This is a genomic window from Blautia sp. HCP28S3_G10 (genome assembly GCF_052065235.1).
GTDB lineage: Bacteria > Bacillota > Clostridia > Lachnospirales > Lachnospiraceae > Blautia_A.
The window spans coordinates 1-21163 of record NZ_JBQHUL010000026.1 but is presented as its reverse complement, the minus strand read 5'-3'; the positions used below and the strand labels follow the sequence as shown (position 1 = coordinate 21163).

The 21163-nt window shown below is 40.4% G+C and carries 23 protein-coding genes; 19 read left to right on the top strand and 4 right to left on the bottom strand.

Features of this window, described 5'->3' with window-relative positions; translation table 11 throughout:
• Positions 1-165: 165 nt before the first annotated feature.
• From ACTNB8_RS11155 to ACTNB8_RS11115, 9 genes are all read left to right on the top strand, one after another.
• On the top strand, positions 166-444 hold the full coding sequence (locus tag ACTNB8_RS11155) for an SAP domain-containing protein (protein ID WP_441054685.1): 279 nt from the start codon (positions 166-168) through the stop codon (positions 442-444).
• A 35-nt stretch (positions 445-479) separates the two neighbouring features.
• Positions 480-1226, top strand: coding sequence for a YoaP domain-containing protein (locus ACTNB8_RS11150; protein WP_441054683.1), 747 nt, complete (start codon positions 480-482; stop codon positions 1224-1226).
• A gap of 252 nt (positions 1227-1478) precedes the next feature.
• Positions 1479-1970 (top strand): GNAT family N-acetyltransferase, encoded by a 492-nt coding sequence (locus tag ACTNB8_RS11145; protein ID WP_441054681.1) that lies wholly within the window; start codon positions 1479-1481, stop codon positions 1968-1970.
• A gap of 127 nt (positions 1971-2097) precedes the next feature.
• Positions 2098-4674: a PEP/pyruvate-binding domain-containing protein gene (locus tag ACTNB8_RS11140; protein WP_441054679.1), complete on the top strand. Its 2577-nt coding sequence runs from the start codon at positions 2098-2100 to the stop codon at positions 4672-4674.
• Between the two features lie 160 nt (positions 4675-4834).
• The gene (locus ACTNB8_RS11135) at positions 4835-5209 is read left to right on the top strand and encodes a GntR family transcriptional regulator (RefSeq protein WP_441054677.1); all 375 of its coding nucleotides are present in this window, start codon (positions 4835-4837) and stop codon (positions 5207-5209) included.
• Between the two features lie 52 nt (positions 5210-5261).
• On the top strand, positions 5262-6113 hold the full coding sequence (locus ACTNB8_RS11130; RefSeq protein WP_441054675.1) for an ABC transporter ATP-binding protein: 852 nt from the start codon (positions 5262-5264) through the stop codon (positions 6111-6113).
• A complete protein-coding gene (locus ACTNB8_RS11125; RefSeq protein WP_441054673.1) occupies positions 6110-6754 on the top strand; it encodes an ABC-2 transporter permease in 645 nt (214 codons plus the stop codon). The genes ACTNB8_RS11130 and ACTNB8_RS11125 overlap by 4 nt, the downstream gene beginning before the upstream one ends.
• A gap of 94 nt (positions 6755-6848) precedes the next feature.
• The gene (locus tag ACTNB8_RS11120; RefSeq protein WP_441054671.1) at positions 6849-8228 is read left to right on the top strand and encodes an MATE family efflux transporter; all 1380 of its coding nucleotides are present in this window, start codon (positions 6849-6851) and stop codon (positions 8226-8228) included.
• The gene (locus tag ACTNB8_RS11115) at positions 8229-8789 is read left to right on the top strand and encodes an N-acetyltransferase family protein (protein WP_441054669.1); all 561 of its coding nucleotides are present in this window, start codon (positions 8229-8231) and stop codon (positions 8787-8789) included. It abuts the gene before it with no gap.
• A gap of 24 nt (positions 8790-8813) precedes the next feature.
• Here ACTNB8_RS11115 and ACTNB8_RS11110 read toward each other — a convergent pair whose 3' ends face one another.
• Genes ACTNB8_RS11110 through ilvB form a run of 3 tightly spaced genes read right to left on the bottom strand, consistent with a single transcriptional unit; the run spans position 8814 to position 12433 of the window.
• A complete protein-coding gene (locus ACTNB8_RS11110; RefSeq protein ID WP_441054667.1) occupies positions 8814-10160 on the bottom strand; it encodes an MATE family efflux transporter in 1347 nt (448 codons plus the stop codon).
• A 32-nt stretch (positions 10161-10192) separates the two neighbouring features.
• The gene (gene ilvN / locus ACTNB8_RS11105) at positions 10193-10702 is read right to left on the bottom strand and encodes an acetolactate synthase small subunit (RefSeq protein WP_296156641.1); all 510 of its coding nucleotides are present in this window, start codon (positions 10700-10702) and stop codon (positions 10193-10195) included.
• Between the two features lie 12 nt (positions 10703-10714).
• Complete coding sequence (ilvB, locus tag ACTNB8_RS11100; protein ID WP_441054665.1) at positions 10715-12433, bottom strand: biosynthetic-type acetolactate synthase large subunit; 1719 nt, start codon at positions 12431-12433, stop codon at positions 10715-10717.
• A 430-nt stretch (positions 12434-12863) separates the two neighbouring features.
• Between ilvB and ACTNB8_RS11095 the strand changes: the two genes are divergently transcribed.
• From ACTNB8_RS11095 to ACTNB8_RS11060, 8 genes are all read left to right on the top strand, one after another.
• Complete coding sequence (locus tag ACTNB8_RS11095) at positions 12864-13775, top strand: radical SAM protein (protein WP_441054663.1); 912 nt, start codon at positions 12864-12866, stop codon at positions 13773-13775.
• The gene (rlmD, locus tag ACTNB8_RS11090) at positions 13776-15107 is read left to right on the top strand and encodes a 23S rRNA (uracil(1939)-C(5))-methyltransferase RlmD (RefSeq protein WP_441054661.1); all 1332 of its coding nucleotides are present in this window, start codon (positions 13776-13778) and stop codon (positions 15105-15107) included.
• A 286-nt stretch (positions 15108-15393) separates the two neighbouring features.
• Entirely contained in the window at positions 15394-15861 is a 468-nt protein-coding gene (locus ACTNB8_RS11085; protein WP_441054659.1) for a DUF6075 family protein, read from the top strand.
• Positions 15848-16012: a hypothetical protein gene (locus tag ACTNB8_RS11080; protein ID WP_166462287.1), complete on the top strand. Its 165-nt coding sequence runs from the start codon at positions 15848-15850 to the stop codon at positions 16010-16012. Before ACTNB8_RS11085 ends, ACTNB8_RS11080 begins: the two co-directional genes overlap by 14 nt.
• Before the next feature lie 15 nt (positions 16013-16027).
• Positions 16028-16558 (top strand): AAA family ATPase, encoded by a 531-nt coding sequence (locus ACTNB8_RS11075; protein WP_441054657.1) that lies wholly within the window; start codon positions 16028-16030, stop codon positions 16556-16558.
• Positions 16559-16665: 107 nt separating this feature from the next.
• Positions 16666-17319 carry a CHC2 zinc finger domain-containing protein gene (locus ACTNB8_RS11070; RefSeq protein WP_441047705.1) on the top strand — a complete coding sequence of 218 codons (654 nt, stop codon included), beginning with the start codon at positions 16666-16668 and terminating at the stop codon, positions 17317-17319.
• The gene (locus ACTNB8_RS11065) at positions 17234-18670 is read left to right on the top strand and encodes a VapE domain-containing protein (RefSeq protein WP_441047706.1); all 1437 of its coding nucleotides are present in this window, start codon (positions 17234-17236) and stop codon (positions 18668-18670) included. The genes ACTNB8_RS11070 and ACTNB8_RS11065 overlap by 86 nt, the downstream gene beginning before the upstream one ends.
• A gap of 288 nt (positions 18671-18958) precedes the next feature.
• Positions 18959-19123, top strand: coding sequence for a transposon-encoded TnpW family protein (locus tag ACTNB8_RS11060; protein WP_441047708.1), 165 nt, complete (start codon positions 18959-18961; stop codon positions 19121-19123).
• 66 nt (positions 19124-19189) lie between these two features.
• Here the strand turns inward: ACTNB8_RS11060 and ACTNB8_RS11055 are convergent, their stop codons facing one another.
• Complete coding sequence (locus tag ACTNB8_RS11055; protein ID WP_441047709.1) at positions 19190-19441, bottom strand: helix-turn-helix domain-containing protein; 252 nt, start codon at positions 19439-19441, stop codon at positions 19190-19192.
• Between the two features lie 339 nt (positions 19442-19780).
• Between ACTNB8_RS11055 and ACTNB8_RS11050 the strand changes: the two genes are divergently transcribed.
• Both ACTNB8_RS11050 and ACTNB8_RS11045 read left to right on the top strand, forming a co-directional pair.
• The gene (locus ACTNB8_RS11050) at positions 19781-20335 is read left to right on the top strand and encodes a hypothetical protein (RefSeq protein ID WP_441054654.1); all 555 of its coding nucleotides are present in this window, start codon (positions 19781-19783) and stop codon (positions 20333-20335) included.
• On the top strand, positions 20332-20856 hold the full coding sequence (locus ACTNB8_RS11045) for a sensor histidine kinase (RefSeq protein WP_441054652.1): 525 nt from the start codon (positions 20332-20334) through the stop codon (positions 20854-20856). The genes ACTNB8_RS11050 and ACTNB8_RS11045 overlap by 4 nt, the downstream gene beginning before the upstream one ends.
• Positions 20857-21163: the final 307 nt, after the last annotated feature.

Sequence of the window (21163 nt, the reverse complement as noted above, 5' to 3'; positions counted from 1 at the left end):
AATTAAACAATAAGAATGAACAAAGTGTTGTAATCATCATACTGGTTGCAACACTTTTTTTTTCGACATTTTTTGAGAATTGTGGAATATAAGTTTGTGAATTGATTTTGGAAATGGATTGCGATATTATTTTTAATAAAGTAACGAATTGTAGGAGAAAGATGAGTGAGTGAAAGGCCGAAGTTAGATAAGGGATTGAATGGAGAAACATTCCGGAATTATTACTATTTGAAAAAGGAATCGATGGACTTTTGCAGAAAAAATAACCGGCCTGTTTCGGGGAGCAAAGTAGAACTTGCTGATAGAATTGAATATTTTCTTAATACCGGAAAAATATTGCAGGGTTCTGTGAAAAGAATATCAGCAATTATTGCAAACAGTTCCAGATATAGAAAGAACCATTATAGAGAAATATGTGGAACAACTAGATGCGGTTGCATTTGAAGAACAGCAGGAAGTGATAACAGGAGGAACAAAATATGAATTATATGCGGATCACGAAAGAAAATATTGATAAAGAGCATATTTGCTGTGCCATGTCTGGTAAGCAGAGCATTGCCAAGAAAGAATGGATGAAGCAGCGCTTTGAGGAAGGTCTTGTTTTCTACCGAAGCGAAGAGCGGGGCAAATGCTTTATTGAATATATACCGGCCGAAAACGCATGGATTCCAATTGAGGCGAATGGCTGGATTTACATCAACTGTCTGTGGGTATCCGGTGGTATGAAAGGACATGGATATTCAAACGAACTTTTAGGTGAGTGCATTCGGGACGCCAGGGCAAAGAGAAAGAACGGCGTTTGTATTTTGTGCGCTGAGGGTCGGAAACGTGAATTTCTTGCCGATCCGAAGTTCTTGAAGTATAAGGGTTTCAAGACAGCAGATATATCTGATTGCGGGATCAGCCTGATGTATCTGCCATTTGTGCCGAATGCTGAACTGCCGAAATTCAGGAAATGTGCCAGGTATCCCAAAGTGGCCGAAGACGGATTTGTTCTTTATTATACCGATCAGTGTCCATACACCTATTATTGGGTGCCAAAGGTGCAGGAAGTGGCAAAGGAACATGGCATTCCATTCAAAGCAATCCACATTACCGATAAAGAATCCGCACAGAGCGTACCTGCACCGGTTACCACATATGCGCTGTTCCGGGACGGCCGGTTTCTGACCCAGGGTATTCAGTCAGACAAAAAATTTCTGGCGCTTGCCGGAGTTCGGGACTGAGCGGCTGTGTATTTCCTGATTTACGAGTTGCTGACACCAGATGATACTCAAAGGGATATTGTTGACAAAGCCGGAGCAGATATGAAAGCCTTCGAGCATGTCAATTATTGTCTTGAGGTCAGGAAGAATTAAGGTTTACGGGGGTAACTGTGAAAAACATGATTGAAACAATCTCAAACCCAGGCAAAGCTTGTGGTACTGACTTTTGTGATACAATGTGTTATCAGATTTTTGGAGAAGAGGAATTCTATTATGAATATAAAATATGCAACGAATGAAGATATTGCGGAAATTGCAGCAGTTGAGGCAGAATGCTTTCCGCCTGCGGAAGCAGCAACAGAAAAGGAATTTGTTGAAAGAGTTAAGTATTATGGAAATCACTTTTGGCTAATGTATGAAGCTGGAAAGCTGATTGCATTTGTGGATGGATTTGTAACAGATGAATCGGATTTAACAGATGAAATGTATAAGAATGCATTTATGCATGACGAAAATGGTGCGTGGCAGATGATTTTCGGTGTTAATACCTTACCAGATTATCGTAAACATGGATATGCAGGAAAATTAATATGTCGTGCTATTGACGATGCAAGGCAGCAGGGACGTAAGGGACTTGTATTGACGTGTAAAGAAAAACTTGTTCCGTATTACGCAAAATTTGGCTTTTCTGATGAGGGTATATCAGATAAATCCACGCATGGAAATGTCGTATGGCATCAGATGCGGCTGGTTTTTGACAGGTAACACCAATATAGATGGTTGACTTTATAATATATTCTTTTTATAATAATTTCAGGAAAAGGGTGCAGCGTGGCACATGGACAGGAATGTCTGTGTGCTTTTTTTAATTCTTGGGTTATGGAGGGAAAATATGGCAGCTTTTGAGAGAATCTGTTCAGGAATTCCGGATATGGATCAGGCACTGGATAATATCCGTCTGGGGGACAATGTGGTGTGGAGAGTTTCAAATCTCCAGGAATTCAGGTATTTCTGCGAACCTTATATAGAGCAGGCAATCAAGGACAAAAAAAGAATTGTATATTTTCGCTTTGCCAGCCATGAGCCGCTGGTAAAAGAATGTCCACAGATAGAACGTATAGAAATTACCTTATCACACAGGTTTGAGGATTTTACTGTGAAAATACATAAAATCATTGAAAAAGAAGGTTCTGATGTATTTTATGTGTTTGACTGTCTTTCAGAACTTCAGACAGCCTGGGCAACTGACCTGATGATGGGCAACTTCTTTCGTGTTACGTGTCCATTCCTTTTTACACTGGATACAGTTGCATTTTTTCCGATTATCAGGGGAAAACATTCTTTTCATGCAGTAAAGAAAATATTAAATACTACACAGTTATTTCTGGATGTCTATTCTGACAGGAGAAACATATATGTCCGGCCTGCAAAAGTGTGGAACAGAGATTCGGAAACCATGTTTCGACCACATATTTATAACCGAGAAACAGGTGCATTTCGTCCAATCCTGGATGGAGTACAGTCCAGCCGTTTTTATCAGGTTCTTGATAAATTTCAGAGAACAGGTGAAGAGCAGTTTACGGATTCCTGGAATCGTTTTTTTAACACAGCAAAAATGTTATATGACAATCATATGAACACAGATGATGCCTGCAATACCATGTGTAATATTATGATGACCAGAGATGAAAAGATGCGTCTTATGGTGAAAAAGCACTTTACGCCACAGGATTATTTTAACGTTCGAAATCATATGATCGGAACGGGTATGATTGGTGGAAAAGCATGTGGAATGCTGCTTTCCAGAGCAATTGTCCGAAATATGGCACCGGATATTGATGAGGTGCTTGAACCTCATGATTCCTTTTTTATCGGATCTGATGTTTATTATACTTACATTGTAGATAATGGATTCTGGGATATCCGCGTTCGTCAGAGAGAGGAAGAGGAATACTTTTCGCTGGCAGAAGAATTTGCGCAGAGACTGAAAAATGGTGCCTTTTCGGAAGAAATGCAAAATCAGTTTCTGCATATTCTGGAATATTATGGACAGGATCCTTTTATAGTACGTTCCAGCAGTATTCTTGAAGATGGTTTTGGCAATGCATTTGCAGGAAAATATGAGTCAGTTTTCTGCGCCAACAGAGGAACTCTGGAAGAGCGCCTTCTGGAGTTTGAAAACGCAATAAAGACTGTATATGCCAGTTCCATGAGTCTGTCGGCACTGGATTACAGAAAGAGGAGAGGACTTGATAAACGTGATGAACAGATGGCGCTTCTTGTACAGCGCGTTTCGGGTTCTTATTATGGCTCTTATTATATGCCATGTGCAGCGGGAGTTGGGTACTCTTACAGTCCTTATAAGTTTTTAGAGCAGATCGATCCAAAAGCAGGAATGCTGAGACTGGTTATGGGACTTGGAACAGCAGCAGTGGACCGCACGGAAGGCTCTTATCCCCGGCTTGTCAGTCTGGATATGCCACAGGCAACAAGCTGTACAACCATTACAGAGAAACATCAGTTTTCGCAGCGGAAAGTAGAAGCAGTGGATACCTCAGGACACTGCGTGAGACAAATGTATCTGGATCAGATCGAAGGATTTCTTCCGGAATACCTTGCCAATATTCTTCTGGATCATGATTTTGACGCAGAAAGATCATTCAGGGAGAGGGGAATAAACAGATCTGTTCGTTTTATTGCGTGCAGTGGTATAGTAAAGAATCAGATTCTGATGAAGCAGATACAGGACATTATGCAGCTGCTCCAGAAAGAATATGAATATCCGGTTGATATCGAGTTTACGGTGAATCTTTCGGAAACAGGAGAATATTCCATAAACCTGTTGCAGTGCCGGCCACTGAAGGTGTTTAAGGATATCGGAAAAGCACAGATCCCGGAACATATTGCAGAAGAAAAAATAATTCTGGAGAATGTGCATTCTTCGATGGGACTGTCCAGAAATGTGAAAATCGATTACATTGTTCTGGTCGATCCGGTTGCATACTATAATATGCCGTATGTCAGAAAGCCAAATGTGGCGAAACTGATCGGAGCAATAAACTGGAAATACAAAGGAAAAAATAAGCATATGCTTCTTATGGTTCCGGGGCGTATAGGTACATCTTCTCCGGAACTTGGCGTTCCGACAACTTTTGCAGATATCAGTGAATTTGAAGCAATCTGTGAGATAGAAGAGAAGAAGGCGGGATATAATCCGGAACTTTCGTATGGAAGCCATATTTTTCAGGATCTGGTAGAAGCAGAGATATTGTACACCGCAGTATTTGCCAATGAAAAAACGTTACGCTTTGCACCGGAAAAACTGGCAGAATATCCTGATATTGTAAGTTTGTTTACGGAGAATCCTGAGTTGAAGCAGGTTGTTCATGTGTATGATATGAGCAGAGTGTCATGCGAACTGTGTAATGATCTGCAGATTGAAAGGCTGGTACTGTATCAAAAGATATGAGATTCAGAGTACTGATTCAAAGGAAGCACTGAGGAGAGTTTTCTTAAGGGCAGACAATAACGTCTGCTCTTAATTAATATATTGAAACAAACAGTATATAACAGTTGACAACAGATGCCAGCTGTTATATACTGTTTATTGTAAAGGAGAAATACAAAATATGCATATTATATTGAACCATTCATCAATGATACCTATTTATGAACAGCTGATGGAACAGATAAAGTCTCAGATACTGGAGTCTTTGCTGAAAGAAGGTGAGGCACTTCCATCTGTGAGAGCACTTGCAGGAGACCTGCGTATCAGTGCCCTTACAGTAAAGAAAGCATATGATCGCCTGGAAGAGGAAGGATTTGTGACAACAGTCCATGGCAAAGGCACTTTTGTTACAGCTTCGGATAAACAGCTTGCTGCTGAGGCGAGGCGGAAAGCTGTGGAAGATGAGTTTGACAGAGCCATAGACAGAGCCAGAGCAGTAGGAATGAGCAGAGAAGAGATACTGGATACAGTACAGCTTCTTCTGGAAGAAAAATAAGTTACTGAGAACAGTAACAAAATGATTCCTGTAATCAGAAATGGAGAAAGATATGATAATAATGAATGATGTTGGGAAGAAATATATGGATTTTCAGCTTCATATGAGTATGGAAATCCCAGAAGGCAGGATCACCGGTCTGGTGGGTAAGAACGGTGCAGGGAAGAGTACTGCGATCCGGCTTCTTCTGGGCCTTGCCAGACAGGATAGTGGAAGTATAAAAATACTTGGAAAAGATACAGAAAAAATGACTCCGTATGATAAACAGAAGTTAGGTGTTTCGCTGGCAGAGTCCGGATTCAGTGGTCAGTTTGATCTGGGTGATGTGGAGCATATCCTTTCAAAAATGTATACCGAATTTGATCGGGAATTTTTCAGAAGAAAGTGTCAGGAACTGAAAATTCCGCCGAAAAAGAGAATTCGGACATTTTCAACGGGAATGAAAGCAAAGCTTAAAGTACTCACAGCAATTTCTCATAATGCAAAATTATTGATTCTTGATGAGCCTACGGCAGGTTTGGATGTAGAGGCGCGGAACGAAATCCTGGATATGCTTAGAAACTATCTTGTCAATGATGAAGAACGAACAATACTGATCACATCTCATATAGCATCAGATCTGGAAACGCTCTGTGATGATATTTATCTGATACATGATGGTAGAATAATCGTTCATGAAGAAACAGATACACTTATGGAAGAATATGGAATACTGAAAGTCAGCAATGGACAGTATGAGGCACTGGATAAGGAATATTTAATAAAAAGTCAGAAAGTAAATTATGGATATGCCTGTTTTACGGCAAACAAAAAGTTTTATCAGGAAAATTACCCCGGAATTGTTGTTGAAAACGGAGGAATTGATGAACTGATTCTTATGATGACAGGAGGATATCGATCATGACTGGTTTATTTGTAAAAGATTTCAGACTGATGAGACAGAACAGGCAGTCAATTCTGATATTTATGGCACTTGCGCTAATAATGGGACTGACCCAGAGCAATACATTTATAATGGGATATCTGCCGTTCTGTATGGCAATTTTTGTTACCAGCCTGATCTCGTATGATGAGGTAGATAATGGATTTCAGTTTCTGATGACATTACCGGTGAGCAGAAGTTTATATGTAAATGAAAAATATATTCTGTGCATGGGAAGTGCCATAATTTCATGGATTCTGTCTGCAGTCTTATATTTTGTTTCAAAAGTGCTGCATGGAAGTGTTATAGATTCTTTTTCTGATATACAGGTAGTTGTGGCGTTTTTACCGGTGATTGTCATCGCTCTTTCGGTAATGATTCCTGTACAGCTGAAATTCGGAGTAGAAAAAAGCCGTATCGTGTTAATATGTCTTGCAGGTTCTATAATTGCAGCAATTTATGTGGTTACGGAAGTTTTGAATCCGGACACGCTTGGTATTATCCTATGGCTTGACAGTTTAAATGAAACAGGTTTGGCAGTAGCAGGATTAATATTTATGGTTGTGGCAGCTGCGTTTTCCTGGCTGATCAGCAGAAAAATAATGATGAAAAAAGAGTTTTAAAAAAGAATGAAACAACTTGAATTTTCCGGTTTACAGTATATATATTCTGGTGTATAATACGAACTCGTTTAGAAGATTTTAAAGGAGGAGAAGTATGAAAACAGTACAGAATGATATGACTGTTGGAAATCCGATGAAGATTATCCTGAACTTCACTCTGCCGATTTTCCTGGGAAATGTTTTTCAGCAGTTTTATAATATGGCAGATGCAGTCATCGTAGGAAAATTTGTTGGAAACAAAGCCCTTGCGGCAGTTGGAAGTACAGGAACGATCATGTTTCTGATATATGGCTTTGTTGTTGGAATGACTGCCGGATTTACAGTACCTACGGCACAGAAATTCGGAGCAGGAGATATGAAGGGAATGCGCCGGACTGTTGCAGGTGCCGGGATACTGTCACTTATTGTAGGTGCGATGCTGACTGTTCTGTTTATGCTGTTTATGAAGCCGTTGCTGACATTTATGAATACACCGTCTGACATTTTTAAGGATGCATACGGTTATATTATGATCATCAGTGCCGGAATTCTTGCACAGATGTTCTACAATTTGCTGTCGAGTATTCTCCGTGCAATAGGTAACAGCAAGATTCCGCTGTATTTTCTGATCATAAGTGCTCTTTTGAATATAGTTCTGGATCTTCTGCTTATTATTGTATTTCATATGGGAGCCAGAGGTGCAGCAGTAGCAACGATTATTGCCCAGGGAGTATCCGGCGTGCTCTGCCTGCTTTATATTATTGCAAAAATCCCGGTACTGCATCTTAAAAGAGATGATCTTCAAGTCGGAGGATATATTTATGGATTACAGCTGAAGATCGGACTTCCGATGGCATTGCAGTATTCGATTACTGCAATCGGTTCCATGATGGTACAGTCTTCACTGAATATACTTGGTTCGACAATGGTTGCAGCATTTACAGCAGCGGGAAAGATCGAACAGGTTGTTACACAGGCTTATGTTGCGATGGGAACAACAATGGCCACTTACGCTGCTCAGAATATGGGGGCAGGTTCTGTCAGAAGAATCCGGGAAGGCTTCAAAGCATGTACGATGATCGGTGTTATTTATTCTTTTGTGGCAGCAGCATTTATAATGACAATAGGGAAATACATGACGTATCTTTTTGTATCAGAAGATGTAGAACTGATCATGAATTCTGTTGATATTTATCTGAAGTGCATCGGACTGTTTTTCATACCGCTTGCAATTGTCAATATATACAGAAATGGAATCCAGGGTCTTGGTTTTGGACTTCTTCCGATGATGGCGGGCGTTGCAGAACTGATAGGAAGAGGTGTGGTTGCAGTCATTGCCGGAAACATGAAAAGCTATACAGGAGTCTGTCTTGCAGGTCCTGCAGCGTGGATGCTGGCTGGAGCGCTTCTGATCGTGATGTATTATTATATTATGAACGTACATATGAAAAAGATATTTGGAACTAATGGAAAAGATTGGAAAGTGTGCGACTGAATGATAAAAGATGAAGTTAAAATAAGAACTGCCACAGAAAATGATGCGGAGGCACTGCTGGAAATATATGAGCCTTATGTAAGAGAGACAGCGATTACTTTTGAATATGAAGTACCTTCTGCAGAGGAGTTCAGAAGCAGAATCCGTAATACGTTGCTGAAATATCCTTATTTAGTGGTAGAACAGGATGGAGAAATCATTGGCTATGCCTATGCAGGTCCATTTCATGACCGTCCTGCTTATGACTGGGCAGTGGAAACTTCTATTTATGTGGACTGTAACAGAAAACATATGGGAATAGGAAAGAAACTTCACAATGCACTTGAGAAAGAACTGAAAGAACGTGGATTCCTGAACATGAATGCCTGTATTGCATATCCGGAAACAGAAGACGAACATCTGGACAAAAACAGTGCAGAATTTCATGCTCATCTGGGATATCGTATGGTAGGTGAATTTCATAAATGCGGATATAAATTTAACAGATGGTATAATATGGTCTGGATGGAAAAGTTAATAGGTGAACATACTACAGAACAGAAACAGCCCCGTTTTCGATAAACGGAGCTGTTTTTTCTATATGTACTATATGGGTAATTTCCGGAAACTGTGGAGAAAATATATGACCTCCGCAACAGAAGTAATGGTCCATGAAAAGAAATACAGAGAGTACAGAGCCGGGATGGTATGGAACCATGCAAATACAGTATAGACCCATACGATTCGGAATACACAGGAACCGAGGATCACGATGACTGTTGGTATTACAGTCTTTCCGATACCTCTGGAAGCTGCGATAGTGCCATCCATAAAAGCGCTGATTGCATAGGCAAACCACATAATGTGGATTCTTTGCATACCTGCATTGATGACTCTTGTATCTGTTGCAAACAGAGAAAGAAACTGTCTGCCAAAGATGAGCAGGAAAACACCAAAAATAGCACCTGCTGAAAATGAATAAAAAATACTGATCATATAGCTTTTTTTCATTCGTGTCTTGTTGCGGGCTCCCATATTCTGACTTATAAAACTGGCATTTGCAATGTTAAATGCGTACATGATATTAAATACCAGTGTGTCAGCGTTCATAGAGGCTGCATTACCGGATACCATCACAGCATCAAAAGAGTTTACACCTGCCTGTACAAAGAGATTGGCAATGGCAAAGATCGCATTCTGGATTCCGGCAGGAATACCAAGTGCAAGAACTGCCATGCAGGAATTTCTGTACAGATGAAGACCAGAAATCCGGACATGACAATTGTCTTTTCTGTGAAAAAGATTGCACATGACAAGAGTAGCAGATACATACTGTGCAATGACACTGGCTGTTGCTACTCCATCAGCTGCCATGTGGCATCTGATAACAAAAAACAGGTTCAGAAGCACATTCAGCACGCCTGCAATGGTAAGATAAAGAAGAGGCGTGGTTGTTTCACCTCTTGCACTCAGTACCCCGTTACCGAAATTATAAACAGCCATGGCAGGCATTCCGAGTGCATATATTTTCATATAAAGAACCGCACCGTCCATCAGCTCGTCTTTTGTATGCAGAATCCGGAGAAAATTACCGGAAAAAATGATACAGATAAGTCCGATGATAAGTCCGATGAACAGACAGAGCAGAAGAGAGGAATGGATCGTCTGCTCTGTGTCTTTTCGGTTGCCGGCACCAAGGGCATGTGCGGTACGTACATTGACACCGGATCCCATACCAATGAGAAAACCGGTGAACAAAGTAACAAGCAGTGTAGTTGAACCCACAGAGCCAAGTGCCTTATAATTTGCAAATCGTCCAACTACAGCTACATCACTCAGATTAAACATGACTTCAAGAATCTGAGAAAACATCAGGGGAAGACTGAACAGAAAAATATTTTTCCACAGTGACCCCTTTGTCATGTCTACGGATTTTGAAAATGAGAGTTTCATTTCTTTGTAACTTCCCCCACTGCAATATAAAATTAACGTTCCATCATACTGATAGATTCAATTCCTACACTTCCGCCCCGGACTACTTCGATATGGCGGAATTCTTCTTTGATAAGTTTGATGACTGCATCATTTTTGGTGGCTGTCTGTACAAATTCCAGAAGCAGACTGTCTTTGCCGTAGTCAATAACACGGGCTTTAAAAGTTTCCGCAATCTGAAAAAGTTCTACTTTGTCCTCAGAAGTGCAGTCTTTTACTTTAATGTAGAGAATTTCTTTCATTCGAACAAAAACATCTGTAAAATCAATAACTTTTATGACTTCTATCATCCGGTTCAGCTGTTTTTTGATCTGTTCAAAAGTTTCATCATCGCTGAAAGTTGCAATTGTCATTCTGGATACAGTAGGATCCTCGGTAGTTCCAACGGTAAGACTGTCCAGATTATAGGACTTTCCGGAGAAAAGACCGGAAATTTTGGACAGGACACCTACCTGATTTTCTACATAAAGTGAAATCCATCTTTTTTTCATTCCTTTTTCCATTTCAATTCCTCCTTAACAGTCCATGATCATATCAGCGAGAGTTCCACCTGGTTTGATCATTGGGTAAACCATTTCTTCCGGATCAATTATAAACTCGATAATAGTAGGTGCCTTTGTATTTTTCTTTGCTTCTTCAAAAGCAGCTGCAATTTCTGATTTATCTGTAACACGGATACCTTTTGCACCATAACTCTCTGCAAGTCTGATAAAATCAGGAGTATATTCCGGATACTCTTCACCATCTGTACGACGGGAAAGGGCACCTGCGCGAAGATTGGTCATTGCATAGCGCTTTCCATAGAAGAGCTTCTGCCACTGACGGACCATGCCAAGGTATTCATTATTAAAGATACAGCAGATGATCGGGAGTTCTTCAAGAACAGCAGTTGCAAGTTCCTGGATATTCATCTGCACACCGCCGTCGCCGGAAACTGCAATGACAGGTGTGTCAGGATTCCCGATTTTGGCACCGATGGCACCCGGAAGACCATATCCCATGGTTCCAAGACCTCCGGACATGATCAGCTGTTTCTGCTCAGTGATTTCAGCATACTGGGAAACGAGCATCTGGTGCTGGCCTACATCTGTAACAAGAATGGATTTGTCGAACTGACGGTTGATTTCATTTATGATATCGAGAGGTCCCATCATGCCACGATCTTTCATGGTAAGTGGATGCTCTGCCTTCCAGGCTGTAATTTCTGCAAGCCATTTTCTGGTGCTGCATTCTTTTACATATTCATTCATCTTCGTGATGGCTTCTTTTGCATCGGCAACGATCGGAACATCTACATGAATATTTCGTGAGATAGAAGCAGTGTCAATATCAATATGTACGATCTGGGCATTTGGAGCAAATTCATGCAGTTTCCCTGTGATACGGTCGTTGAATCTGGTTCCTATGGAAAAAAGCAGGTCACAGTTGCTTACTGCCATATTAGCTGCATATGCACCGTGCATTCCGAGATTTCCTATAAAAAGAGGATGGGTTGTAGATATTGAACCACGTCCCATAACTGTTGTGACAACAGGAACCTGTGTTTTTTCAACTACTTGGGTAAAAATTTCTCCCGCATGGGCGATATTTACACCGCCGCCGGCAAGGAAAAGCGGTTTTTTTGCTTTTTGAAGCATTTTCAGAGCTCTTTTCAGCTGGCCGATATGAACACTGGTGTTTGGCTTGTATCCGCGGATATTAACATTCTTCGGATATTCCGCACTTCCCAGTTCTGCCATGACATCTTTCGGAAGATCGATAAGGACAGGTCCGGGTCTGCCTGTGCGTGCAATATAAAAAGCTTCTTTTACAATTCGGCCAAGATCTTCACGATTCCTTACCGTGACACCATATTTGGTGATACTTCTTGTGATTCCCACAATATCAACTTCCTGGAATGCATCGTTTCCGATAAGATGACGGGCAACCTGACCTGTGAAGCAAACCAGAGGTACACTGTCATAGTTGGCGGTGGCAAGTCCTGTAACAAGGTTGGTGGCACCAGGGCCGCTGGTTACAAGGCATACGCCGACTTTGCCTGTTGTTCTGGCATAGGCATCTGCCTCATGGACAAGGGCCTGTTCATGGCGTGGCAGAATAATATCGATTCCGCTCTGTTTATATAATTCATCACTGATATCAATAGTACATGCACCGGGATAACCGAAAAGTTTTTCGACACCTTCTTCCTTCAGTGCCTTTACAAGTAATTTATTTCCGGAAATCTGCTTCATACGTATATTCCTCCTGTCTTTATAATAAAAAAGCCCTAAGCACATATCGCTTAAGACGAACTGTTTGATAGTATTATCACGACATATGTCGTTTTGTTTATAAACTATTCTCAAGAGTAATGTAATTATAATTTGAAATGCAGAATTTGTCAATGCCGTATCACACAAAAGGTTAGTGTTTAGTTACTGTTCACAGGTAATATTCCGCGAGGTGTTTTGCCATGAATATGGCAAAATCCCGAGACATACGGGGCAAAATCCCATCACCGAAGGTGATTTGGAATGGATTTTGACCAAGTTGCTGTGAACGGAGTGAACAGTAACAGTGTTTACAGGTAATTGCTTGCGTTTTGAAGATAACTTTGTTAAACTTGGTATAAATATATATTGAAATTTTAATGGAATTTCACATGAATGAGAATGGAGAAAAATGGACAAAAAAAAATGTGAAATTATGGAAGAATGCCGGCTCTGTCCAAGAAACTGCGGAGCTGACCGCAATGCAGGGCAGAAAGGCTTCTGCGGAGTTTCAGCAGAAGTGAAGATTGCCAGGGCTGCACTTCATATGTGGGAGGAACCGTGTATTTCCGGAAAAGAAGGGTCAGGTGCTGTTTTCTTTTCCGGTTGTGCACTGAGATGCCGTTTCTGCCAGAACAGGGCGATTTCAGGTGGGCAACAGGGAAAAACAGTTCCAGTTAAACGTCTGGCTGAAATTTTTCTGGAATTACAGGAACAGAATGCAAATAATATTAATCTGGTTACAGCAGGTCAGTTTATTCCGCAGGTGGCGGAGGCAATCATTCTCGCAAGAGATCAGGGACTGAAGATACCGGTTGTATATAACAGCAGTGGGTATGAAAGCCTGACTGCACTTAAAATGCTGGAAGGTCTGGTTGATATTTATCTTCCGGATTTTAAATATATGGATCCGGATCTTGCATTTAAATATTCATATGCAAAAGACTACCCTGAGGTGGCAAAAGAAGCACTGAAAGAAATGGTAAGACAGGTGGGAGAGCCTGAATTTGATGATCGGGGGATGATGCAGAGGGGTATTATCGTCCGACATCTTTTGTTGCCGGGACATGTAAGAGATTCCAGAAATGTTCTGAAATATCTTATTGATACATATGGAAACAGAATCTATATCAGCTTAATGAATCAGTATACACCTATGCCGGCAATGAAAGAGGATCCTCTTCTTTCCAGAAAGGTAACAGAAAGAGAATATGAGAGGCTGATTGATTATGGGATTTCTCTGGGTCTGGAAAACGGATTTATCCAAGAAGGAGAAACTGCAATAGAGAGTTTTATACCGAAATTTGATGGAGAGGGAAAATAGATGACAGAAAGAAAAAAGAGTTTTAAACCTGTAAATAAAACAGAGAACAGAAAAACATATAAAAAATATACAGCAGATAAAACAGAAAACAGAAAAAACGGAAACAGAAAGAAATCCGAAAAAAATGCCGTAGACAGAAATGATAAAACAGTTCTGAAGAATGTACAGCCGAAAAAGAAAACAGAGAAATCACTCTGCCCTGTAAGCAGTAAATGTGGAGGCTGCCAGCTTTTGGATATGCCATATAAACAGCAGCTGGAGCAGAAACAGAAGAACATGCGGAAACTTCTGAATCCATTCTGCAAAGTAGAGAAGATCATTGGCATGGAAGATCCATTCCATTACAGAAACAAGGTGCATGCTGTTTTTGGACATAAAAAAGACGGGACTGTTATTTCTGGAACATATCAGGAAGGTACACATTTTATTGTGCCGGTGGATGAGTGTAAGATTGAAGATCAGAGGGCAGATGCCATTATCCGTGATATAAGAGATCTTCTTAGATCTTTCAAAATCAAGACTTATAACGAAGATACAGGTTACGGACTTTTCCGTCATGTTCTGATCCGTACAGGCTTTCACAGTGGTCAGATCATGGTCGTACTTGTACTTGGATCACCTGTCCTTCCATCGAAGAATAATTTTGTAAAGGCTCTTCTGAAACTTCATCCGGAGATTACGACAGTTGTGCTGAATGTAAACGGACAGAAAACAAGCATGATCCTTGGCGAAAAGGAGACTGTCTTATATGGAAAGGGATATATAGAGGATCAGTTATGTGGCCTTACTTTCCGGATTTCTTCGAAATCATTTTATCAGGTGAATCCTGTTCAGACAGAAAAGCTTTATAGTAAAGCAATTGAACTTGCTGGTCTTACAGGTAAGGAACGCGTAGTTGATGCTTACTGTGGAATTGGAACGATTGGTCTTATTGCCAGCAGCAGAGCAAAAGAAGTAATCAGCGTGGAGCTGAACCGTGATGCTGTCCGTGATGCAATTGTCAATGCAAAAAGAAACGGGATAAAAAATGTCCGATTTTATCAGAATGATGCAGGTGTTTTCATGAGTCAGATGGCAGAAGAGGGTGAAAGCGCTGATGTGGTATTTATGGATCCGCCGAGAAGTGGAAGTGACGAGAAATTTATGTCTTCTGTGGTACAGTTAAGTCCACGCAAAATTGTGTATGTGTCCTGTGGACCTGAAACACTTGCGCGAGATCTGAAATATCTGACCAGACATGGATATAACGCAGTCACCGCAGTGCCGGTCGATATGTTCCCTGCAACGAACCATGTGGAGACTGCGGTGTTGCTACAAAGGAAAAATATGTAGAAATCCTTGAATTTACGCACTTTGTGGAGTTTTTCAGTTTCAGAAAAATAGGTGAAAATCACAAAGAAAAGAGCCTTGTGAAGAAAGTAACCGTTGTTGTTGCGTTAGACCTCGGGACGGGGAACACAAAGAATCTTGAATATGAAAATGAATAGAGAGCTATCAGATTATTGATAGATTATAGGGATACTTGTCAAAAGCGGGTGTCCCTATTTTTTATAGGGCATTCCAGAAATGGAGTGTCTTTTTTATACCAAAATATTAAAAATTCAGGAGGAAAACGAAAATGACAAACACAGCGTTAAGAGCAGAGAATAGCAATTCTCGCACAATTACTTTCAAGAGTAGGGAACACGAAAAATTTTATGAGGAATATCTGAAAAAATGCAGATATCAGGATGTCTACCATCGGGCTTTGATTTATTGCCTGGGTATCGACAGAGACACAAGAGATAATGTGAATAAAATCTATAATTTTAAAACTGGATGTGTAAAAACGGAATGCCTGCAGGAAGGGTGGCAGACCAGTGGAAGTTTACGAATTATCCGTATGGCATTTAACCTGTATTGTAATGGAACACCAAGCGTCGGAGATTACGAAGCAGAAGAAGATCAGTTGAAAGAATGTCAGTGTTATACCGTAGAGGATCTGTTTTGCTGTGGATATGCCCGGTATTTCTGGGAAGCTATTAAAATCCGTTATCCAGAGTATTGCTTTTACAAAGACTGGGAGGATATATATGCTGAAAATTAGATTACAGGGTACTTTGAGGGACATTCAATGGTTTCGACGTATTTTGGAAAATCATAAGGAATTGGATGTCCTGGAAGTATCTGATGCTTATGCAAATAAAGGAACAAGTAAATATTTTCGTGTTTATGTAGAAGTAGAAGAAAAACAGTAAATCGGAGGAAGGTATATGTGTAAAGTAATTGCTATTGCAAATCAGAAGGGCGGAGTAGCCAAAACAACGACAACCATCAATCTGGGAGCCGGACTGACAAAGAATGGGAAAAAAGTAGTGCTGGTAGATGCAGATCCGCAGGGACATCTGACAATGGGAATGGGATTTCCCAAAAATCTCAAAGTGACTTTAAAGAGTATGATGGAAAATATCATCATGGGACTGGAGTTTGATCCAAAGGAAGCAGTCTTGCACCATGAAGAAGGGATGGATCTGATTCCGTCCAATAAATTGCTTGCCGGAATGGATATGTCCTTATTTACTGTTGAGGATAGGGAAAAAGTACTGAAAGAGTATCTGGAACTATTGAAAGATGAATATGATTATATTCTGATTGACTGTATGCCATCATTGGGAATGCTGACAATCAATGCGTTGAGTGCAGCGGACAGCGTTCTGATTCCGGTACAGCCACAATATTATGCGGCGGATGGACTTATGGAATTACTGAAAGGAAAATCACGTTCCAGTGATCTGGAGCTATAAGGGCATTTTGTTGATTCCGTAAGGACAGGACAAAGTGCCTTTTTTGTTTTTGAGAAAAAAGTGCTTCCCGGATTTGGGAAGCAGATTTAAGAAAGTGAGGAAATGAATTGGGATTATTTGATGAAGTAAAACAGAATGTGACCGTTCGGCAGGCTGCTGAGCTGTATGGATTGAAGCCCAACAGAAGTGGACTGATCCGTTGTATTTTTCATAATGACAAATCACCCAGTATGAAAGTTGACCGGAGATATTACTGTTTCGGATGTGGCTGTACCGGGGATGCGATTGATTTTACGGCACAACTGTTTGGCATTGGATTGAAAGATGCAGCCATGAAACTGGCAGATGATTTTGGAATTTCTTATTCCGGCAGGGATAGAGGATCACCGAAGAACAGGAGAAGCATTCCGATAAAAAAGCCGGAGCCGACACCAGAAGAAATCTGGCAGAAAAAATATCTAAGATGCCTGAGAGCATATCTGGATTACCGCAGCCTACTTCTGGAATGGAAAGAGAAGTATGCACCAGAAACATGGACGGAAGAATGGCATGAAAAGTTCATGACAGCACTCAGGGAACTGACGGTTGTTGAGTATTATCTGGATATCCTGCTCTTTGGGGACAGGGCAGATAAGGAAGCACTTGTAAGAGAAAAATGGAAGGAGGTGGAGAGGATTGAGCAATGCGAAAGAGAAGATAAAGGAGATCGCCACAAAAGAACAGAAAGATGCTATGAAGGAAATGCTCCGGATGGTAGATAAAAGTAAAGTCGATGAAGTGAAAAATATGCTGGAATATACACAGAAGGGAACCGCCAAAGCAACGGTAGGGAATTATATGGTCGTGCTGAGAAACGATCCGCTTGTGCGTGAGAGCATGAAGTATAACAAGCTGACGGGCAGGATTGATATTGTGAAAAAGCTCTGGTGGAATGAGGAAGTCTGCAAGCTGGACGATGATGGCAGGACTTATTTTTATTATTTCTTTGAACGCTATTATAAGCTCACAAGCGAAAAATGTATGGACAAGGCACTCCGCATCGAAGCCAACAGCCGGGCATACCACCCAATCTGTGAGTATCTGGAACAACTGGAATGGGACGGTCAGGAGCGAATCCGTTATGTCCTGCAACGGTATATGGGGGCAGAGGCTTCGGATTTTGTCTATGAGATCGTGAAGCATTTTCTGATGGAAGCGTTGAGCAGGATATACCGCCCCGGCTGTAAAGCAGACGAAATGCTCTGCCTGGTAGGTCAGCAGGGAGCCGGGAAATCCACGTTTTTCCGTTTCCTTGCCATAAATGATGACTGGTTTTCCGATGATCTAAAGCAGTTGAATGACAGTAAAATATACGAGCATCTCCGGGGACACTGGATCATGGAAATGTCAGAGATGATTGCAGCGATCAGTGCGAAAAGCAATGAAGAGATCAAATCATTCCTGACCAGGCAGAAAGACACTTACCGGAATCCCTATGATAAATATGAGGAAGACCGGAAGCGTCAGTGTATCTTTGCCGGTTCAACGAACACAAGGCAGTTCATTCCCTTTGACCGTACCGGGGCAAGACGATTTTTACCGATTGCCATAGACAGCAGCAAGGCAGAGAAGCATATCCTCGATGATGAAAAAGAAGCCAGATCCTATTTTGACCAGTTGTGGGCAGAAGCAATGGAAATATACTGGTCAACGGAGAATAAGAACAGCCTGTTGAAGTTTTCAAAAGAAATGGAGCAGGAGATCAGGGAATACCGGAAACAGTTTACACAGGAAGATACGATGGCAGGAATGATTCAGGGCTGGCTGGACGCTTATAAAGGGAGTCATGTATGTTCCGTCCAGATCTGGAAAGAAGCCTTTGACCATTTTGAACGGGAGCCGAAAAAATTCGAGACAAATGAGATCTGTTCCATTATGGATACACAGATCACCGGCTGGAAGAGGGCAGGAGTCCACAGATTTTCAAAGGAAGGCTATGGCAGACAGAGAAGCTGGATCAGAGAAGGGACAGAAGAGGCTGGCAACGAACCGGACAAAGACGGATTTACAAAACTGACGAAGGCAGAACAGTTGGAGCTGCCATTTGACCTGCCCGACAAAGAGAAAGGCTGATTTTGATGCCGAAAGGCTACGGATTCCCCGGAAATTTATCACTTGTTGACAGTTTTGTTGACATCGAAATCCTTTATATTTACTGGTGTTTCAGTTACTTTTTAACAGGTGTCAACAAGAACATTCAAAAAACTTTTCAATAGTGTTTTGGAAAATAGAAAAAACTACCCGAAAAAAGTTTGAACCCTCATGTTGACACTTACGTTGTCAGCGTGCCAATAAACTTCCGGCAGGGACAGAAGCAATCCTCTCTCTGTCGGGCACAGGAAAGAAAGGAAATAGATGATTATGGAAAAAATGATGAATGCAAAAACAGAAGGAAACACATTTACAAAGAAAATCGGACAGACAGTTTACATTGTCCGTTATCATTTTAATGAAGATGCAAAAGAAACTATGCAAGAGAAAATCAACCGGATGTTGGTAACAGAAGCAAGCCGACAGGCGGTTTGATAAAAAAGAGATATAAAGCAAGCCTACTATTATCTGTGGAGTATTCTACGGATAATGGTAGGCTCTTTATTTTTTATTAGATGATTCGCTGAGCAATTCATCATAAGTAGTATGCAGACAGTCCCGGATACCACGAAGCTGAGTGCCAGTAATGTGCTGAATACCTCTTTCAATTTTTACCAGTGATTCTCTGGTCATATCTATATTTTCTAACTGGAGCATACGGACAAGTTCAGTTTGCCCGTAGCCTTTCTGCAATCTGATACGACGGATATTTCCACCAATATCAATCCCAACCTGTTTTATTTTTTGTTCCATTCACTTCACCTGAAATAGAGGACTGAAATTAGTCCATATTTGCCTTTATCATATCGGCCAGAAATGATATAATGGGACTAATATGAGTCCATTTCTAAATCTCTTAATACAAACAACATAGAATTAGTATTTCAGATTTTGAATGTATTTATTTAGTGTATAAAAAGTAAAATTATTACAGCAGACAACATAAAAACATTAGAATAATTTCTTTAAATTGATACTATTCTTGATTGACGATATTATTTTTGAAGGAATATAATGTAATAAATATTTTGGGCGAAATTAGATGTGTATTGTAGTATTGAAAAACAATACAGATGCGAAAGGGCTGTTTTTATGGATAAAAATCTTAAGCTAAAAGGAAGTATAGTGGCAGGTATAATACAAATCCTTGCCTGCATTATTGTATATAAATTTAACATTCCAAATCCGAATATTGTATTATTTGTGCTGCTTTCAGCATCAATAGTACAATTTGGATACTTTGCAGGGATAACAAGTGGTGTTATTGCTGTTTTGTATTCTGCATTCTTTTTTTCAACAGACCACAGCTGGATTTTTTATACTCAGATTAATCGTGATAAACTGATTGTGATTGTATTGGGAGTTATTTCTAATATTATTATTGTGGGACATCTGCAAAAGGCAAATAGACAGGCAGTGCATAAAATTGCCAAACTTGAATCAGAGAAAGAGCAGCAGGAGAAAATAGGGGAACTTAATGCGACGACAGTTGCCCTTTCTGATATTTATACAGGGGTATTTCTAATTAACCTTGTAACAGATACTTTTGTACCTATAAAAGCAGAAGATGCAGTTATTAAAATTCTTGATGGTTACTCATCTTCTCAACAGGCTATTTCCATAGCAATAAAAAGACCGCAAATGTGAAAAATCAGCAAGATATATTAAAATTTGTTGATTTAAATACGCTGCCACAGCGTATGGATTCGCAACGATATTTAAGTAAGGAGTACAGAGGTGTTTTTTCCGGCTGGGTGAGGGGAAGTTTTGTTGAGGTTTCAAGAGATGACAGAGGTAGCTTGACACAAGTACTCTACACATATCAAGTTATTGATGAAGAAAAGAAAAAAGAACTTGAACAGCAAGAAATGCTCCGTAAGGCAGTGATTGCAGCAGATACTGCAAATCGGGCGAAATCTAAATTCCTTCTTAATATGAGTCATGATATTCGCACACCACTCAATGGAATTATTGGTCTATTGAAAATCAATGTGGCACATAGTGATGATGAGAAACTTGTACGTGAAAATTACAAAAAGATGGAAAAGGCGGCAAATCACTTATTGTCCTTGATTAATGATGTTTTACAGATGAGTAAATTAGAGGATGGAAGAGAAGAATTCTCATCAGAATTGGTCTGTTTATCTGATGTTTTTTGTGATATTTAGGCTATTATAGAAGGAAATGCCTCGGATAAGGAAATTTCATGGGATTTTTCAGGAGATGTTGCTTTTGTACATCCGTATGTCATAGCAAGTCCGTTGCATTTGCGACAAATATTCTTGAATATATATGGAAACAGTATTAAATTTACAAATCCTGGTGGAAAAATTTCAACAAAACAGGAATGTATAGAGGAAAAGGTGAATAATCCGGTGCCCGTGTCCCTGCTGTCCGGTGACAGGAAACCGCAAATCCGTTTTTTAGGAAACCACCATTCCGGTAGTGGAAACCTTTATCATAAATCCTTTAGAA

Bases quoted from the DNA above. Each gene is read 5' to 3' on its own strand.
- ACTNB8_RS11150 (WP_441054683.1), top strand. From the start codon at position 480: ATGAATTATATGCGGATCACGAAAGAAAATATTGATAAAGAGCATATT.
- ACTNB8_RS11145 (WP_441054681.1), top strand. From the start codon at position 1,479: ATGAATATAAAATATGCAACGAATGAAGATATTGCGGAAATTGCAGCA.
- ACTNB8_RS11140 (WP_441054679.1), top strand. From the start codon at position 2,098: ATGGCAGCTTTTGAGAGAATCTGTTCAGGAATTCCGGATATGGATCAG.
- ACTNB8_RS11135 (WP_441054677.1), top strand. From the start codon at position 4,835: ATGCATATTATATTGAACCATTCATCAATGATACCTATTTATGAACAG.
- ACTNB8_RS11130 (WP_441054675.1), top strand. From the start codon at position 5,262: ATGATAATAATGAATGATGTTGGGAAGAAATATATGGATTTTCAGCTT.
- ACTNB8_RS11125 (WP_441054673.1), top strand. From the start codon at position 6,110: ATGACTGGTTTATTTGTAAAAGATTTCAGACTGATGAGACAGAACAGG.
- ACTNB8_RS11120 (WP_441054671.1), top strand. From the start codon at position 6,849: ATGAAAACAGTACAGAATGATATGACTGTTGGAAATCCGATGAAGATT.
- ACTNB8_RS11115 (WP_441054669.1), top strand. From the start codon at position 8,229: ATGATAAAAGATGAAGTTAAAATAAGAACTGCCACAGAAAATGATGCG.
- ACTNB8_RS11110 (WP_441054667.1), bottom strand. From the start codon at position 10,160: ATGAAACTCTCATTTTCAAAATCCGTAGACATGACAAAGGGGTCACTG.
- ilvN (WP_296156641.1), bottom strand. From the start codon at position 10,702: ATGGAAAAAGGAATGAAAAAAAGATGGATTTCACTTTATGTAGAAAAT.
- ilvB (WP_441054665.1), bottom strand. From the start codon at position 12,433: ATGAAGCAGATTTCCGGAAATAAATTACTTGTAAAGGCACTGAAGGAA.
- ACTNB8_RS11095 (WP_441054663.1), top strand. From the start codon at position 12,864: ATGGACAAAAAAAAATGTGAAATTATGGAAGAATGCCGGCTCTGTCCA.
- rlmD (WP_441054661.1), top strand. From the start codon at position 13,776: ATGACAGAAAGAAAAAAGAGTTTTAAACCTGTAAATAAAACAGAGAAC.
- ACTNB8_RS11085 (WP_441054659.1), top strand. From the start codon at position 15,394: ATGACAAACACAGCGTTAAGAGCAGAGAATAGCAATTCTCGCACAATT.
- ACTNB8_RS11080 (WP_166462287.1), top strand. From the start codon at position 15,848: ATGCTGAAAATTAGATTACAGGGTACTTTGAGGGACATTCAATGGTTT.
- ACTNB8_RS11075 (WP_441054657.1), top strand. From the start codon at position 16,028: ATGTGTAAAGTAATTGCTATTGCAAATCAGAAGGGCGGAGTAGCCAAA.
- ACTNB8_RS11060 (WP_441047708.1), top strand. From the start codon at position 18,959: ATGGAAAAAATGATGAATGCAAAAACAGAAGGAAACACATTTACAAAG.
- ACTNB8_RS11055 (WP_441047709.1), bottom strand. From the start codon at position 19,441: ATGGAACAAAAAATAAAACAGGTTGGGATTGATATTGGTGGAAATATC.
- ACTNB8_RS11050 (WP_441054654.1), top strand. From the start codon at position 19,781: ATGGATAAAAATCTTAAGCTAAAAGGAAGTATAGTGGCAGGTATAATA.